The sequence below is a fragment of the Microbacterium sp. JC 701 genome, from assembly GCF_021026215.1.
Lineage (GTDB): Bacteria > Actinomycetota > Actinomycetes > Actinomycetales > Microbacteriaceae > Microbacterium > Microbacterium algihabitans.
The window spans coordinates 1-15,806 of sequence record NZ_JAJNCV010000002.1 but is presented as its reverse complement, the minus strand read 5'-3'; the positions used below and the strand labels follow the sequence as shown (position 1 = coordinate 15,806).

The 15,806-nt window shown below is 70.1% G+C and carries 13 protein-coding genes; 2 read left to right on the top strand and 11 right to left on the bottom strand.

Annotated elements, in window-relative coordinates; all coding sequences use genetic code 11:
* Positions 1-15 precede the first annotated feature (15 nt).
* Both uvrA and LPW41_RS08030 read right to left on the bottom strand, forming a co-directional pair.
* A complete protein-coding gene (gene uvrA / locus LPW41_RS08035; protein ID WP_186325513.1) occupies positions 16-2,982 on the bottom strand; it encodes an excinuclease ABC subunit UvrA in 2,967 nt (988 codons plus the stop codon).
* Positions 2,983-3,064: 82 nt separating this feature from the next.
* Positions 3,065-3,493, bottom strand: coding sequence for a MarR family winged helix-turn-helix transcriptional regulator (locus LPW41_RS08030; RefSeq protein ID WP_144833176.1), 429 nt, complete (start codon positions 3,491-3,493; stop codon positions 3,065-3,067).
* Between the two features lie 33 nt (positions 3,494-3,526).
* Here LPW41_RS08030 and LPW41_RS08025 point away from each other — a divergent pair, with 33 nt between their 5' ends.
* Positions 3,527-3,763, top strand: a complete 237-nt coding sequence (locus LPW41_RS08025; RefSeq protein ID WP_230704545.1) for a hypothetical protein — start codon at positions 3,527-3,529, stop codon at positions 3,761-3,763.
* Between the two features lie 240 nt (positions 3,764-4,003).
* Here LPW41_RS08025 and LPW41_RS08020 read toward each other — a convergent pair whose 3' ends face one another.
* The 3 genes from LPW41_RS08020 to coaE form a co-directional block, all read right to left on the bottom strand.
* Positions 4,004-4,426, bottom strand: coding sequence for a VOC family protein (locus tag LPW41_RS08020; protein WP_144833172.1), 423 nt, complete (start codon positions 4,424-4,426; stop codon positions 4,004-4,006).
* Positions 4,427-4,442: 16 nt separating this feature from the next.
* Positions 4,443-6,512: an excinuclease ABC subunit UvrB gene (uvrB, locus tag LPW41_RS08015; RefSeq protein WP_144833171.1), complete on the bottom strand. Its 2,070-nt coding sequence runs from the start codon at positions 6,510-6,512 to the stop codon at positions 4,443-4,445.
* Between the two features lie 90 nt (positions 6,513-6,602).
* Positions 6,603-7,202: a dephospho-CoA kinase gene (gene coaE / locus LPW41_RS08010; protein ID WP_230704544.1), complete on the bottom strand. Its 600-nt coding sequence runs from the start codon at positions 7,200-7,202 to the stop codon at positions 6,603-6,605.
* Positions 7,203-7,300: 98 nt separating this feature from the next.
* On the opposite strand from coaE, the gene LPW41_RS08005 reads away from it, so the two are divergent.
* The gene (locus LPW41_RS08005) at positions 7,301-7,672 is read left to right on the top strand and encodes a response regulator transcription factor (protein WP_154096742.1); all 372 of its coding nucleotides are present in this window, start codon (positions 7,301-7,303) and stop codon (positions 7,670-7,672) included.
* Positions 7,673-7,676: 4 nt separating this feature from the next.
* On the opposite strand, the gene LPW41_RS08000 is transcribed toward LPW41_RS08005, so the two are convergent.
* From LPW41_RS08000 to LPW41_RS07975, 6 genes are all read right to left on the bottom strand, one after another.
* Positions 7,677-8,834 carry a diguanylate cyclase gene (locus tag LPW41_RS08000; RefSeq protein ID WP_144833166.1) on the bottom strand — a complete coding sequence of 386 codons (1,158 nt, stop codon included), beginning with the start codon at positions 8,832-8,834 and terminating at the stop codon, positions 7,677-7,679.
* Positions 8,831-10,462, bottom strand: coding sequence for a cell wall metabolism sensor histidine kinase WalK (locus tag LPW41_RS07995; RefSeq protein ID WP_230704543.1), 1,632 nt, complete (start codon positions 10,460-10,462; stop codon positions 8,831-8,833). The genes LPW41_RS08000 and LPW41_RS07995 overlap by 4 nt, the downstream gene beginning before the upstream one ends.
* Before the next feature lie 89 nt (positions 10,463-10,551).
* Positions 10,552-11,286, bottom strand: a complete 735-nt coding sequence (locus tag LPW41_RS07990; RefSeq protein WP_230704542.1) for a hypothetical protein — start codon at positions 11,284-11,286, stop codon at positions 10,552-10,554.
* 76 nt (positions 11,287-11,362) lie between these two features.
* A complete protein-coding gene (locus tag LPW41_RS07985) occupies positions 11,363-11,917 on the bottom strand; it encodes a GIY-YIG nuclease family protein (RefSeq protein ID WP_154096744.1) in 555 nt (184 codons plus the stop codon).
* A 74-nt stretch (positions 11,918-11,991) separates the two neighbouring features.
* A complete protein-coding gene (gene treS, locus LPW41_RS07980) occupies positions 11,992-14,292 on the bottom strand; it encodes a maltose alpha-D-glucosyltransferase (protein ID WP_230704541.1) in 2,301 nt (766 codons plus the stop codon).
* Positions 14,293-14,392: 100 nt separating this feature from the next.
* Entirely contained in the window at positions 14,393-15,604 is a 1,212-nt protein-coding gene (locus LPW41_RS07975; protein ID WP_230704540.1) for an MFS transporter, read from the bottom strand.
* Positions 15,605-15,806 lie beyond the last annotated feature (202 nt).

Sequence of the window (15,806 nt, the reverse complement as noted above, 5' to 3'; positions counted from 1 at the left end):
TCGGGATGCCACGGCTCAGCCCGCCGCGCCCACGAGCTCCCGCTCGGCGCTTCCGGCGTCCGTCGCGGTGTTGCGCTGCGCGCCCGTGCGACCCGTCTCGAGCAGCTCGGCGAGGAACGCGCCCGTGTGGCTCTCGGGCACCTTGGCGACCTGCTCGGGGGTGCCCGTCGCGACGATCGTGCCGCCGCCCGCGCCGCCCTCGGGCCCGAGGTCGATGACCCAGTCGGAGCTCTTGATCACGTCGAGATTGTGCTCGATCACGATGACCGTGTTGCCCTTGTCGACGAGACCGTTGAGCACCTTGAGCAGCAGCGAGACGTCTTCGAAGTGCAGACCGGTCGTGGGCTCGTCGAGCACGTAGATTGATCGGCCGTTGCTGCGGCGCTGGAGCTCGGTCGCGAGCTTGACGCGCTGCGCCTCGCCGCCCGACAGGGTGGTCGCGGACTGGCCCAGGCGCACGTAGCCGAGGCCCACGTCGACGAGGGTCTTGAGGTAGCGGTGGATCGCCTGGATTGGCTCGAAGAACTCGGCGGCCTCGGAGATGGGCATCTCGAGCACCTCGGCGATGTTCTTGCCCTTGTAGTGCACCGACAGGGTGTCGCGGTTGTACCGCTTGCCGTGGCAGACCTCGCAGTCGACGTAGACGTCGGGCAGGAAGTTCATCTCGATCTTCAGCGTGCCGTCGCCCGAGCAGGCCTCGCAGCGTCCGCCCTTGACGTTGAAGCTGAAGCGCCCGGCCTGGTAGCCGCGGACCTTCGCCTCGGGCGTCTCGGCGAAGAGGCTGCGGATGCGGTCGAACACTCCGGTGTAGGTCGCGGGATTCGAGCGCGGGGTGCGGCCGATGGGCGCCTGGTCGACGTGCACGACCTTATCGAGGTTGTCCAGCCCCGTGACGCGGGTGTGCTTGCCCGGCACGCGCCGCGCGCCGTTGAGCTTGGACGCGAGGACTTCGTACAGGATGCCGTTGACCAGGGTCGACTTGCCCGAACCGCTCACGCCGGTGACGGCGGTGAGCACGCCGAGCGGGAAGTCGGCGGTGACGTTCTGCAGGTTGTTCTCGCGCGCACCGACCACGCTGACCTGGCGCTTCTTGTCGATCTTGCGGCGCTTCTTGGGTGCCTCGATCGAGCGGCGACCCGAGAGGTAGGCGCCGGTGAGCGAGGCCTCGTCGTCGAGGAGCCCGGCCAGCGGACCGGAGTGCACGACGTTGCCGCCGTCGACGCCGGCGCGGGGTCCGATGTCGACGACCCAGTCGGCGGCGTGGATGGTTTCTTCGTCGTGCTCGACGACGATGAGGGTGTTGCCGAGGTCGCGCAGCGTCTCGAGGGTCTGGATGAGACGGCGGTTGTCGCGCTGGTGCAGGCCGATCGACGGCTCGTCGAGCACGTAGAGCACGCCCGTGAGTCCGGAACCGATCTGCGTGGCCAGGCGGATGCGCTGCGCCTCACCGCCCGAGAGCGTGCCCGCCGCGCGACCGAGGCTGAGGTAGTTGAGTCCGACCTGCAGCAGGAAGTCGAGTCGCGCGCGGATCTCGCGCAGCACCGCCGCGGCGATGGTCGCTTCGCGGTCGGTGAGCGTGAGGTTCGAGAAGAACTCGCGCGCGTCGGCCAGGCTCATGCGCGAGGCCGCGGCGATCGAGGTGTCGTCGACGAGCACGGCGAGCACCTCGGGCTTCAGACGATCGCCGTCGCACACGGCGCAGGGCACCTCGCGCAGGTACTCCGACCAGCGCTGGCGCTGCGTGTCGGACTCGGCCTGCAGGTACTGGCGCTCGATATAGGGGACGACGCCCTCGAAGCCCGAGGCGTAGCGCATCTCGCGGCCGTAGCGGTTCTTCCACTTGACGGTGACCTTGTAGTTCTCGCCGCGCAGCACCGCCTGCTGGACGTCGTGCGAGAGGTCTTTCCACGGGGTGTCGAGCGAGAAGTCCAGGTCGCGGGCAAGACCCTCGAGGAGGCGCTCGTAGTACTGGAACAGTCCCTTGCCCTGCGTGGTCCAGGGCAGGATCGCGCCCTCGCGGATCGAGAGCTCCTCGTCGCCGAGCATGAGGTCGACGTCGACCGACATGCGGGTGCCGAGACCGGAGCAGACGGGGCAGGCGCCGAACGGCGCGTTGAACGAGAACGTGCGGGGCTCGATCTCGGTCAGCTGCAGCGGGTGCCCGTTGGGGCACGCGAGCTTCTCGGAGAACGACTGCCACGCGTCGTCGCCCTCTTCGTCGACGTAGTTGACCTGCATGATGCCGCCGGCGAGGCCCATCGCCGTCTCGACGGAGTCGGTGACGCGGCTGAGGTTGTCTCCGGATGCCACGAGCCGGTCGACCACCACGGCGATGTCGTGCTTGTAGCTCTTCTTCAGCGTCGGGGGCTCCGACAGCTGCACGAGCTCACCGTCGACCACCGCGCGGGCGTAGCCCTTGGCGCTCAGCTCTTTGAAGAGATCGACGAACTCGCCCTTCTTCTGCGTGACGACGGGGGCGACGATCTGATAGCGCGTGCGCTCGGGCAGCTCCATGAGCTGGTCGGCGATCTGCTGCACCGTCTGACGCTGGATGCGCGCGCCGCAGTCGGGGCAGTGCGGCACGCCGATGCGCGCCCAGAGCAGACGCATGTAGTCGTGGATCTCGGTGATGGTGCCCACCGTGGACCGAGGGTTGCGGTTGGTCGACTTCTGGTCGATCGACACCGCGGGGCTGAGCCCCTCGATGAAGTCGACGTCGGGGCGGTCGACCTGGCCGAGGAACTGACGCGCGTAAGCGCTCAGCGACTCCACGTACCGACGCTGGCCCTCGGCGAAGATCGTGTCGAACGCGAGGCTCGACTTGCCCGAACCCGACAGCCCCGTGAAGACGACGAGGGAGTCGCGCGGGATGTCGAGGTCGACGTTCTTCAGGTTGTGGACGCGGGCACCCCGGACACTCAGCTTTCCGCTGGAGCCGGAATTCGCCGCAGAGGAGGGCGAGGAGACGGGAACGATGGGCACCTGTTAAGTCTAGGTCGGACCTCCGACATCGGCCCCGGGTTCGCCCCGGGCGCACGAATGTGCGAAGGTGCGAGCCCTCCGATCACGGCCTCGGATCCGCCGCAAAGGGGGCGAGCCCGTCGCGCAGCGCCCGCAGCGCGCGCTCGTCGACGCCCACGCGCTCCATGATCTTGCCTGGGACCTCGAGAGCCGCCTCACGCAGCGCCCGGCCCTCGTCGGTCAGGTCGATGTCGAGCACGCGCTCGTCGTCGGCGCGACGGGAGCGCACCACCCGCCCTTGCGCCTCCAGGCGCTTGACCAGCGGCGAGAGTGTCGCGGGTTCCATGGCGAGCTCTCCGGCCAGGGCACCCAGGGAGCGCGGCGCCTGCTCCCAGAGAGCGAGCATCACGAGGTACTGCGGGTGGGTGAGCCCCAGCCGCTCGAGCACCGGCCGGTAGATCGACACCACGTTGCGCGCGGCCGTGACGAGCGCGAAGCACACCTGGTTCTCGAGCTTCAGTGGATCGTCCACGCACCCTCCCAAATACTTAGTACACTAATGATCATGACACGAAAGGATCCGGAACGCCCGCCGCTGCGCGAGCGCGTCCGCGAGGCCGGGGGCTGGTACCAGTACCTCAACACGCGACTCATCCGCGTCGCCGGGCCGGCGTCGGTCGGCCCGTACGAGACCACGCCCGAACCCGTGCGAACGGGACGCCCCTGCCCGCTGTGCGGTCACGCGATGACCGAGCACAGCGTCGACCGGTCGGGACCCAAGCCCCTGCTGCACTGCCCCTGAGCCACCCAGCGCCGGTGGGCTGACGCGCAGGAACACCTGTCCGACGGCACCACCGGTTGCCCCGAGGACCTCGGTGCTGCGCTCAGCGCACGGGTCCGCGGGCAACGGCGCGGCGCTCAGCGCACAGACCGGAGAGCCACCGCGGCGCTCAGCGCGCAGGCCGCAGGGCTTCGGCGCTGCGCTCAGCGCACACTTCCGGCGCCGCACGCGACGCTCAGCGTCCAGCCGACGGCGGCCCGTTCAGTCGAGGTCGGGCCTGCCCTGCTCGTCCAAGGGCCAGCCGGGATTGACGGCGATCTCCCACGGGTGCCCGTCGGGATCGACGAACACCCCGGAATAGCCACCCCACGGCGTCTCCGCGCCTGTCCGCGCGAGTCGCGCCCCGGCCGCTTCGGCGTCGGCCAGAATGGCATCGACCTCGGCGACGTCATCGACGTTGTGGGCCAAGGTCACTCCGCCCCATCCTCCGCCGTCCTCGACTCCCGAGTCCGCGGCGAGCTCTGCGCGACCCCACAGCGCGAGCACCTGGCCGCCGGTGTCGAAGAACGCCACCTCGCCGGCGACCGACGAACGGTGCTCCCGCCACCCGAGCGCGCGGTAGAACGCGACAGCGCGATCGAGATCGGCCACTCCGAGAGTGACGAGCGTGACGCGCTGCTGCATGACGACCCTCCCGGTCTCAGGCGTGACCCGCGCGCTCCATGGCGCGCAGCTCCTTCTTCATGTCCTGCACCTCGTCGCGAAGGCGTCCGGCGAGCTCGAACTTCAGCTCCGACGCGGCCGCCAGCATCTGCTGGGTCAGGTCGGCGATCGTCGACTCGAGCTGGTCGGCACCCTCGGCCGCGATCCCGGTCCGGCGCAGAGACGGTGTGGGCGACTTGCCCTTACCCGCCTTGTCGTTGCGTGCCAGCAGCTTCTTCGTGTCGGAGGCCTCGCGGTTCAGCACCTCGGTGATGTCGGCGATCTTCTTGCGCAGCGGCTGCGGGTCGATGCCGTGCTCGGTGTTGTAGGCGATCTGCTTCTCTCGGCGACGCTCGGTCTCTTCGATGGCCTTCGCCATCGAGTCGGTCATCTTGTCGGCGTACATGTGCACCTCGCCCGACACGTTTCGGGCGGCACGGCCGATGGTCTGGATGAGGGATGTGCCGCTGCGCAGGAATCCCTCCTTGTCGGCGTCGAGGATCGCGACGAGCGAGACCTCGGGGAGGTCGAGACCCTCGCGGAGCAGGTTGATGCCCACGAGCACGTCGTACACGCCGGCGCGCAGCTCGGTGAGCAGCTCGACGCGGCGGAGCGTGTCGACGTCGGAGTGCAGGTAGCGCACGCGCACCCCGTGCTCACCGAGGAAGTCGGTGAGCTCCTCGGCCATCTTCTTGGTCAGGGTCGTGACCAGCACGCGTTCGTCTTTCTCGACGCGGATGCGGATCTCTTCGAGCAGGTCGTCGATCTGCCCCTTCGAGGGCTTCACGATGATCTCGGGGTCGACGAGTCCGGTGGGGCGGATGATCTGCTCGACCACGCCGTCGGCGATGCCCATCTCGTAGCGTCCCGGGGTCGCCGACAGGTAGACCGTCTGCCCGACGCGCTCCTTGAATTCGTCCCACCGCAGCGGGCGGTTGTCCATGGCGCTGGGCAGGCGGAAGCCGTGCTCGACGAGCGTGCGCTTGCGCGACGCGTCGCCCTCGTACATGGCACCGATCTGCGGCACCGTCACGTGCGACTCGTCGATGACGAGGAGGAAGTCGTCGGGGAAGAAGTCGAGCAGAGTGTGCGGCGGATCGCCGGGCATGCGGCCGTCCATGTGCCGGGAGTAGTTCTCGATGCCCGAGCAGAAGCCGAGCTGCTGCAGCATCTCGAGGTCGAACGACGTGCGCATGCGCAGTCGCTGGGCCTCGAGGAGCTTGCCCTGCATCTCGAACTCTTTGAGGCGCTCCTCGAGCTCGTGTTCGATCGTGCCGATCGCGCGCTGCACGGTCTCGGTGCCCGCGACGTAGTGCGACGCCGGAAAGATCGGCACCGAGGCCATCTTCTCGATCACGTCGCCCGTGAGCGGATGCAGTGTGTACAGCGCCTCGATCTCGTCGCCGAACATCTCGATGCGGATGGCGTACTCCTCGTACACCGGGATGATCTCGATCGTGTCGCCGCGCACGCGGAAGTTGCCCCGCGAGAAATCGACGTCGTTGCGGTTGTACTGCATGGAGATGAACTTGCGGATGAGCGCGTCGCGGTCGTAGCGCTCCCCCACCTGCAGCGCGACCATCGCGCGCAGGTACTCTTCGGGCGCGCCGAGACCGTAGATGCACGAAACGGTCGAGACCACGACCACGTCGCGGCGCGAGAGCAGCGAGTTCGTGGTCGAGTGGCGCAGGCGCTCGACCTCGGCGTTGATCGAGCTGTCCTTCTCGATGAAGGTGTCCGTCTGGGGCACGTAGGCCTCGGGCTGGTAATAGTCGTAGTACGACACGAAGTACTCGACCGCGTTGTTGGGCATGAGCTCGCGGAACTCGTTCGCGAGCTGCGCCGCGAGGGTCTTGTTATGGGCGAGCACGAGGGTCGGCCGCTGCACCTGCTCGACGAGCCAGGCCGTCGTCGCCGACTTTCCGGTACCCGTGGCACCGAGCAGCACGACGTCGGTCTCACCCGCATTGATGCGCCCGGCGAGCTCGGCGATCGCCTGCGGCTGATCGCCGGACGGGGTGTACTCGCTGATGACCTCGAAGGGACGGACGGAACGCGTGGCCTGCATGATTCCAGCGTAGGCGGGACCTCCGACATCGGGGTCGGCTTGCGTTCGCCCAGCGCGAGCGCGACAGCCGGAACGCACCGGCGTGCGGTCTCAGCCGGCGGTGATCCGCTCCCAGAGCCGGTCGACCTGCGCGCGGGTGTCGTCCATCGTCGTCGCCGTGTCGATCACCACGTCGGCCAGCGCGAGACGCTCGTCGTCGCCGACCTGCGAGCCGATTCGGGCTCGGGCGTCGGCATCCGTCATCCCGCGCTCGTGCACGAGGCGGTGCACCCGCTGCTCGGCCGGGGCGTGGGCGACCACGACGAGATCCCACGCGTCGCCGCCGCGCGCCTCCGCGAGCAAGGGCACGTCGTAGACCACCACCGCAGCGGGATCCGCGGCGAACGCCTCCTGGAACCGGCGCTCCGACTCGGCGCGGACCGCGGGATGCACGAGGGCGTTCAACGCCGCGAGCCGCTCGGGATGCCCGAACACGCGCGCGCCGAGGGCAGCGCGATCCAGCGCTCCGTCGGGGCGGATGACCTCGGCCCCGAACTCGCGCTCGATCGCGGCGAGCACCGGGGATCCCGGAGCCTGGACCTCGCGCACGATGGCGTCGGCGTCGACCACGACGGCACCGTGGGCAGCGAGGAGAGAGGCGATGGTCGACTTGCCCGAGGCGATGCCGCCGGTCAGCGCGAGAAGAGGCACCCGACGAGGATGCCACACGCGCCACCCCCCAGCGGCGATCCGCCGCGTCGTCTAGCATTCGAGAAGGCCGCCGCCCGCTCGGCCCTGAAAGCTCCGCCATGTCCGCCACGCGCACCACGGTCGTCATCGAAGACGACCTCGACATCCGTCTTCTCGTGTCGACGGTGCTCGAGGGAGCCGGGTTCGTCGTGCACGCCGCCGCGACCGGACTCGACGGGATCGAGCTGGTCCGTCGACACGATCCGTCCGTGGTCACTCTCGACGTGAGCATGCCCGGCATCGACGGGTTCGAGACCGCTCGGCGCATCCGCGCGTTCAGCACGACACGCATCCTGATGGTCAGCGCCCGTGCCGACGATGCCGAGCAGCGCGCCGGACGCGAGGCCGGCGCCGACGACTACCTCACCAAGCCGTTCCGCCCACGCGAGCTCCGCCAGCGCGTCGAATCGCTCCTCGCCGCCTCCGCCTGAGCGATCAGACCACCCCGAAGGGCTGCGCGCCGGTCACGGCGGCCTGCGCGGCAGCCTCGTCCGCGCGCGCGATGAGCGCGGCGGCGTCGAACCCGTGGTCGGCGGTGAGCGCCATGCCGGTGCCCACCACCGGAACCACCGACGGCCCGAGACGGGCGAGGTCGGCGACGACCCGCTCGTGCAGGATGCGCGCGATCCGCCTCACATCGGTGGTCGCCGTGGTGGTGAACGCCACCGCGACCCCGGCGGCATCGACCTCTCCCACGAGGGCCATGGTGGGCGCGTGACGACGCACCGACGCCCGGAACTCTCCCGCGATCGAGTCCGCCTCGTCGGGCCCGAAGGCCACGGCGACGCGCCGCAGGTCGTCGATGCGCACGCCGATCAGGCCGACGCCCTCATCGGCGCTCTCGGCGCGCGCGCAGACGATGGTCATCGTCGCCTCGAACGATTCGCGGAACAGCACGCCGTCGGCATCCACCGACAACGACTTCGCCGTGCCCGGCCCGCGCAGGGCGGACTCGTTGGCCCGCAGAGCCGAGGTCACCACGACCGCCGCGATCACCAGCGTGATCGTGAGAAGCGACGACACCCGCGTGTCGAAGACCGTCCGGAACAGCTCGCTGTCGGGACCCACGCTGAGGAAGACGACCGTGCGGACCACGAACCACACCGCCTCGATCCCCAGGACCAGCGTCAACCCGGTGGAGCTCCACCGGCGTCGGATCGCGCCGCGACGGGTTTCGACGGCACCGGCCACAGCGAGGGCGGCGTTGCCGAGGAACAGCGCCACCGCTCCGGCCCAGTCCCCGCCGTCGGGACCCGCGGCGAGGGCCGCGACGACGACGATCAGCCCGACGGCCGCGACGATCAGCGCGGGAATGCGCACCGAGCGCCTGTTGAAGGCGACGCACCCGAGCCAGATGAAACCGGTCGCCGCGACGAAGGCGCCGTTGCCGAGCGCGATCGTGAGGAAGACGTCGGGCAGCAGGAGCCAGCCCAGGTAGCAGAGGGCCGAGAACGTGCCCGCCAGATACGCACTGGCCCAGAGCCGGCCGGGCAGGCCGTCCTTGAGCATGAGCGTGTCGAGCAGGTACATCACGGCCGACACGACGATCACCACCGATGCGGCGGTCTGCAGGCTCAGCAGGTCGAGGTTCATGCGCCCTCCTTCGGGTCGCGCGGCAGCCGCACGGTGAATGTGGCGCCTTCGCCCGAGGCGGTGCGCACGGTGATCTCCCCGCCGTGCGCGCGCGCGAGGTCGCGACTGATGGCGAGCCCGAGGCCGCTGCCGTGCGTCGAGGTCTTGCGTACGGCGTCTCCGCGGAAGAATCTTTCGAACAGGCGCGCCTGCTCGCTCGGTGAGATCCCCGGGCCGTCGTCCGCGACCACGATCGACAGCGACTGCACGTCGGCGGTGACCGTCACGGTGATCGAGGCGCCGCGGGGGATGTACTTGACGGCGTTCGAGAGCAGGTTGTCGACGATCTGACGCACGCGTCGGGCATCGACGACGGCGCGGATCGGGGCCATCTCACCGGTGAGGATCCGGATGCCGTGATCTCGGGCCCGCGGTTCGATCGACTCGACCGCGGCGCGGACCAGCGCGGCGATGTCGGTGGGGCTGCGGTCCAGTTCGATGGCACTCCCCCCGCCCGAGTCCGTGGACTGCGAGAGGATGTCGGCGACCAGTTCGAGCAGTCGGGAGGCGTTCCGCTCCGCGATCTCGAGCCGGTCGCGCGCAACGTCGCCGAGGGTGTCGTCGTCGAGCACCAGGTCGAGGTAGCCGATGATCGAGGTCAGCGGGGTGCGGAGTTCGTGCGAGACGCTCGCGACGAGGTCCTCGCGCGCACGGCGGGCCTGCTCCTCGACGGTGACATCGCGCGAGACGACCACTCCCCCGGCGTCCACCCCGCCGGGGGCGGGGAGGCGGCGCGCGGTCACGCTGAGGGCGCGCCGGTCCTCACCCGGGAGCCCGTACCAGACCATCTCGCTCTCGAACACCTCGCCGGCGCGCGCGCGGGCGAGCGGGCTCGCCGAGGCGGCGATGGCCGTCGAGCCGTCCGCGGCGAAGACGGCGATCTCGTGCCCGAAGGCGTCGGTCGTGTTGAGCAGCAGCCCGTGCGCGGTGTTGGTCACGGCGAACTCGCCCGTCGCGGTGATGCGCGTCACACCGAAGTCGACGGCATCCAGCACCTCCGTCACGAGGTCTTCCTGCCGTTGCGCCCGCTCGACGGCGCGACGCAGCTCGGCCGACTGCTTCTCGAGAAGGGCGCGTTGCGCTCTCGCCCGGCGCGCAGTGAGGTGGGCCATCGACGACAGCGCCGCGATGATGAACGGCAGGATGAACGTCGACGACGCGAAGCGCTGCTCGTTGTCGGTGATGGTCTGGTGCAGCAGCAGGATGCTGACGACGCTCGAGACCCCGACCACTCCCCGCAGTCCGAACGACCCGCCGATCCATAGCGCCGGGAACGCCCACAGCAGCCCGAGGCCGGCGACGGGGGCGCTCTCGCGCATCACGGCGATGACGACCACGTCGGCGCCGGGCAGGAGCAGGAGCGCCCAGCGCGGCAGCGTCTCCCAGCGCACCAGCACGGCCGCGATCGTGCCCGCGTAGACGACGGCCGCCCCGACGAAGAACAACGCCGGATCGCGCACCTGTCCGAGCACGATCGACACGATCACGCCGATCGTGGCCGCTGCGGCGAGCAGCGATTGGTTCGAGACGATGCTGCGCCGCAGGCCGAGACCTTCGCTCGGGTTGAAGGGCGCCATGGCCTCGACCATAGCGTTCTCCCAGGCGCCGCCGCGGGAGGTGGGAGCGGTTTCTCGCGCGGACCCTCCGGTGAGGCGCCGTCTCGGTCCCGCCGGCCGGCTCAGAAGCCGAAGTCGCCCCCACCGAAATCGCCGCCGCCGAAGTCGCCACCGAACCCGCCGCCGGCGTCGCCGCCGAATCCACCGCCGATGTCGCCACCGGCATCCGCTCCCCCGGCATCCGTCGCCGAGGCATCGGCCGCGCCCGCGTCGCCCGCGGCGTCATCGGCCGCTGCACCGTCGGCGTACCCCGCGTCGTACCCGGGATCGAAGAGGGCTCCGACCAACGCGGACCCGACGACGTATCCGCCGATCGTGCCGAGCATCGAGGCGCCGAGCATCGAGCCGAACCCGGGGCCGTTCGAGAACGAACGGCCGGCGAACGTGCGCTCCATGAAGCCCGGCTGCCGGTACTCGGCGCGGGTGGCGGCTCGCGCCAGCGCGTCGGGGTCGTCGGTGCGGGGTCGCTCCGCGGGGTCGAGCCCCGACGACAGCTCCTGCAGCACCTGCCGGCGCTGCTCCGGGGAGAGCTTGCCGAACGCCTCGGCGTGCACCTGCTCGACGGTCTCGGGCGGAGCGGTGCGTAGCAGATAGCGGTATCGCTCGATCGCCTGCTCGTCGGCGGATGATCCGGATGCCGCGGGCGCGGCGCCCCGCACGGCCTGAGCCTGCGGCGGGGGCGGCGCGTACCGGCCATCGGTGTCGCGCAGCTCGCTCGCGGTCCCGCGGGGCGCGGGAGGGACATCGGCGCGTCCGGAGTCGTCACCGGAACCGAAGAGTCGATCGAGGAAGCCCATGCTGGTCGCCTTTCTGCGGGTGTGCGCCCACGCTACGGGGCGCGACACGGCCGAGACAGGGCTTGCGCCCGCACCCTCAACCGCGCCGCGCGAGGGCCTCGCTCACCCAGCGCGCGTACCGCGCCCACGGGTCGTCGACACCCGCGGCGAGGCCGGCGATGTGCGCGTCGAGCGCGGGACTGCGGCGGAACCACTCGGTCCGCCCGAACCGCTCGTCGGCGAACAGCGCGTGTCGCCGGCGCTCGACGAGCCGGTCGCCCGGCTCGAACGCGAGGAGCTCGTCGTGCCAGATCGCAGCGAGGCGGCGACGCGGGTGGGCCGTGGTGCCGATCTTCACGCGGTCGTCGAAACGCAGGTAGTAGACGACGTCGACCCGCGGAGGGGGGAGTTCGTCGTCGAGCGGTTCTCCGTGCCGCCACTCGCACACCGCGCACAGCCATCCCGACGGCCAACGGACGCCGAGACGCGATCCGCACACGAGGCACGGGGTGGGGAGGACGTCGGTGACGCCCTCGCGGGCGGCCGACCAGTCCGAACTCACCGCGAGGTGCCAGGCGCACAGCGCAATGGGCGCGTCGGGCTCGACGACGCCGACGCAACCGACGACGAGACAGGGAGGAGAGGGGGGCACGGCGTCAGGCTACGCGCGGCCTCCGACATCGCGGGCGGCCGCCGTCCGTCACCGGTGGCGGCCGCCCGCAGACGTCAGTCCTCGACGGTCGGCGCCTCGAGCAGCAGGAAGAGGCCCGCGTAGGGTCCGAGCTCGAGCGAGAAGCTCTGCAGCTCGTCGACCCGACCGACGGTCTCGCCGGTGGAGGCGTCGACGGCGGTGCTCTGCGGCACGAGCCACTCCGAGCGCACGGTGCCCTCGATCGTCTCGTTCGAGAAGTTCAGCACCGTGATCTGCAGAGGCGCCGTGTCGTCGCGACGGTCGCCCCCGTCGAGGCGGTGCACCATGACGAGCATGCTCGGGTGACCGACCTGCGGGATGTCGACCTGCGACGCGACGGCGATGCCGTTCTCGCTGCGGATGCGGAGAACCTCGCGCAGCCCCGAGAGGAACGACTCGGGGTCGTTCTGCTGGGTGCCGAGCGAGCCGTACAGCGACCGCGCGCGCGGGATCCCCGACATCGACGACGACGCCTCGGGCGCGACGTCGAGCAGATCGTGCCCTCCGCGCTCGATCCACCGGGTGTCGCCCGACGAGATCAGGTGCCGCACGTCGTCGGCGGGGAGCGTCAGCGACCCGGTGAGGTCCCACCCCGAGAGGGCGAACACACCGGGCTGCCACGAGTTGTACTTCGCGAGAAGCAGGTGCGCGTCGCGGATCGCCGGGATGTCGGCTTCGGTGATGTCGTCGAGGGTCGCCTTGCCCTGGGTGGCCGCGATCAGCGAGGCCGAGGTGCAGGCGATGCCGTTCTGCGTGAAGACGAGGTTGTAGTCGGCCTCGACCGTCAGCTTCTCGGTGAGGTCGGCGCGCACCATCTCGGCGATCTCTCCGCCGCTGTACTCCTCGTGGCGGAAGGGGTAGAGGGTGTCGCGGTGCGTGGTCGCCCAGTGCACGAGCTCGTAGGTCAGCTCGTCGTGGTTCTGCAGACCGTGCACGAGCTGCACCGGCTCCACGCCCGTCTCGAGAGCCGTGTTCAACGCGAGACGGAGGAACTCGGTGTTCGCCGTCGCGAGCGCGTGGTGGTATCCGGGCCGGGTCACGAAGTCGTAGGAGAGGTCGGCTCCCACCGCGCCGGTGTCGCGGATGTCCTCCATCGTGAGGTTGAGCTCCTGGAAGGTGAACCCGCCCACCTTGCGGACCATGCCCGCGATGATGTGGTTCGCCGCGTGCGAGAGCGGGTGTCCTTCCGACCACGCCGGAAGTCCTTCCGCGCTCTTCTCGACCCCGAGGAAGCCGTTCGCGTCGAGACGCAGGGCGCTCGTGCCGAGGTCGCCCAGCGAGTGCAGGGCATCGCCGATGACGAGGCGCATGCCCGCGAACGTGGGGTCGAGCCAGTTGATGGAGGGCTGTCCCTCCTTGAAGTAATGCAGGTAGACCCATCGGCGCTCGAGGCCGTCGGTTCCCACGACCGGAGCGGTGGTGCTCCAGTTGGTCTCTTTCACGCCGGGGGTGTAGAAGATCACGCGCTGCAGCTCGCCGATGATGTAGCCACGGGCGCTGAGTTCGCGCTCGGTCTCGGAGTCGAGGTTGACCGAGTCGCGACCGGCGGGGACCTCGGGCAGCAGGTCCCAGTCCTCACGCGGGATCTCGACCATGTGGTAGATGCCAGGGTAGTCCTTGTACGCCATCTCGGCGAGGCGGAAGTCGGCGCCCTTGCCCGTGTGACCGGGCACGATGTCGTCGATGACGCTGCCGCCGTGCGACTCCGCCACGTCGGCGACGCGGCGGAAGGCGTTCTCGTCACCGAACTCGGGGTCGATTTGCGTGCTGATGCGGTCGAAGTGGCCGTCGACGCTGGGCGTTTCCTGCCAGCCCGTGATGCCGCCGGCGCGCTTGACCGGACCCGTGTGGATGCCGTTGATCCCGACCCACTCGAAGGCCTCCCACAGCGCCTCGTCACCGAGTGCTTCGAGGAACGACTCCCCCGGGCGCGTGATCAGCGAGATGGGGTAGGCCGTGAACCAGACGTCGGTCGACTCGATGGCGCGGCGCGCATCGGGCCGGGCGTACGGGTTGCGCCACATCGACGGCTGACCCGACAGCTGCCGGCTCAACACGTCGGCATCCTTCAGCATCGACTGGCGGACCAGCCACTCCACGTAGGAGGGGTTGCCGCCGTTGGCGTTGCGCGGGTCCGTGAGGAAGCGGCGCAACGTGCCACCGCGGAACTGATCCCGCGGGCGAAGGCGCCGCGGCCGCGCCGGATAGCGCTGCTCGTCGTAACTGATCTCGGTCGTGGCCTCCGCCACGTCGTCAGCCTCGACACGCTCCGCGTCGAAGTGATCCGCATCGACCACGGCGTCATCCGCCATGCTCCGCTCGTCGGCGTCATCCACGCGCGACCTCCCTCTCACGTCACCATCGACGCTAGTCGGTTCCCCCGACATCGAAGGTGGCCATTGACCTCGCCCGTCGGTGTGTCGGTGAATCCGTGGGTCACGCGGCGCCGCGCGGCGCCCGCAGAGCCACCACCGCGAGCACGAACGCCGCACCGCACATCACCAGGACCGCTCCGACGAACGGCGCCCACCCGAGCGAGCCGAACAGCAGTCCCAGCGCCCAGCCGAACACGCTGGAGCCGGCGTAGTAGCCGAGGTAGTACAGAGACGACGCCTGGGCGCGCGCGCTCGGCTCGGCGGCGACGGGTGTCCATCCGGATGCCACGGCGTGGGCGCCGAAGAAGCCGGCGGTGAACAGCAGCAGGCCGGGGACCACGGCGATGAGCGTCGGCACGAACATCAGTGCGGCGCCGGCGCTCATCACCCCGATGCTCCAGAGCAGCACGGGGAGCCGGCCGTGCCGAACCGCCAATGCTCCCGCGCGCGGCGATGACGCCGTGCCGGCGAGGTAGGCGAGGAACAGCAGGGTCACGAGCGCCGGCGCGAGGGCGAACGGCGGAGCCGTCAGATGGAAACCGAGGTAGTTGTAGACCGCGACGAAGGCCCCCATCAGAAGGAAGCCCTGCGCATAGAGCGCGAGTTGCACGGGCGATCGCAGGTTGGAGGCCAGCCGTGCGCGGATCGTCGGCCCCCGCTCCCGCCGGGCGCGGCCGGGGACGAACCCGCGTGCCTTCGGAACGAGGCCGAGGAACAGTACGGCCGCGAGCACGCAGAGCACGACGACGGATGCCACTCCCCACCGCCACCCGGCGAGTTCGCCGATCCAGCCCGAGAAGACGCGTCCCGACAATCCGCCGACCGTCGTTCCCGCGATGTAGGAGCCTGCGGCCGCGGCCACGTGGCGCGGCGACACCTCTTCACTGAGGTAGGCGAGCGCGACGGCGGGGACGGCGCCGAGCGCCGCTCCCTCGAGGAGGCGGAGCGCCAGCAGCACACCCATGTCACCGGCGAACGGCGTGAGCGCCCCCAAAACGGTGGCGACGAGGAGGCCGATCGTCATGGCGGGGACCCGACCGATGCGATCCGCGACGATCGACCACGGGATGACGGCCGCCGCGAGACCCAGCGTCGACGCCGACACGGTCAGCGCGGCCGCCGCGGGGCCGCCGCCGATGTCGGTGGCGATGGCGGGAAGGACCGCCTGGGTGGCGTACAGCTGCGCGAAGGTCGCGACTCCGCCGAAGAAGAGACCGATGAGAAGACGTCGGTACTCGCGGCTGCCCGGTACGTGCCCCGAGAACCCGCTCACGTTCTCGACCCTACCCGGCCCGGATACGACGAAACGCCGTCGCATCCCCTCCTGTCGGCGGGGGTGCGACGGCGTCATGCCGAGTGCGGGCGTGTGAGCACGCCTGTAAATGCGAAATGGCCACCCAGCTTTGGGTGGCCATTTCGACTTAAAGGAAGTCCGGCGGTGTCCTACTCTCCCACAGGGTCCCCCCTGCAGTACC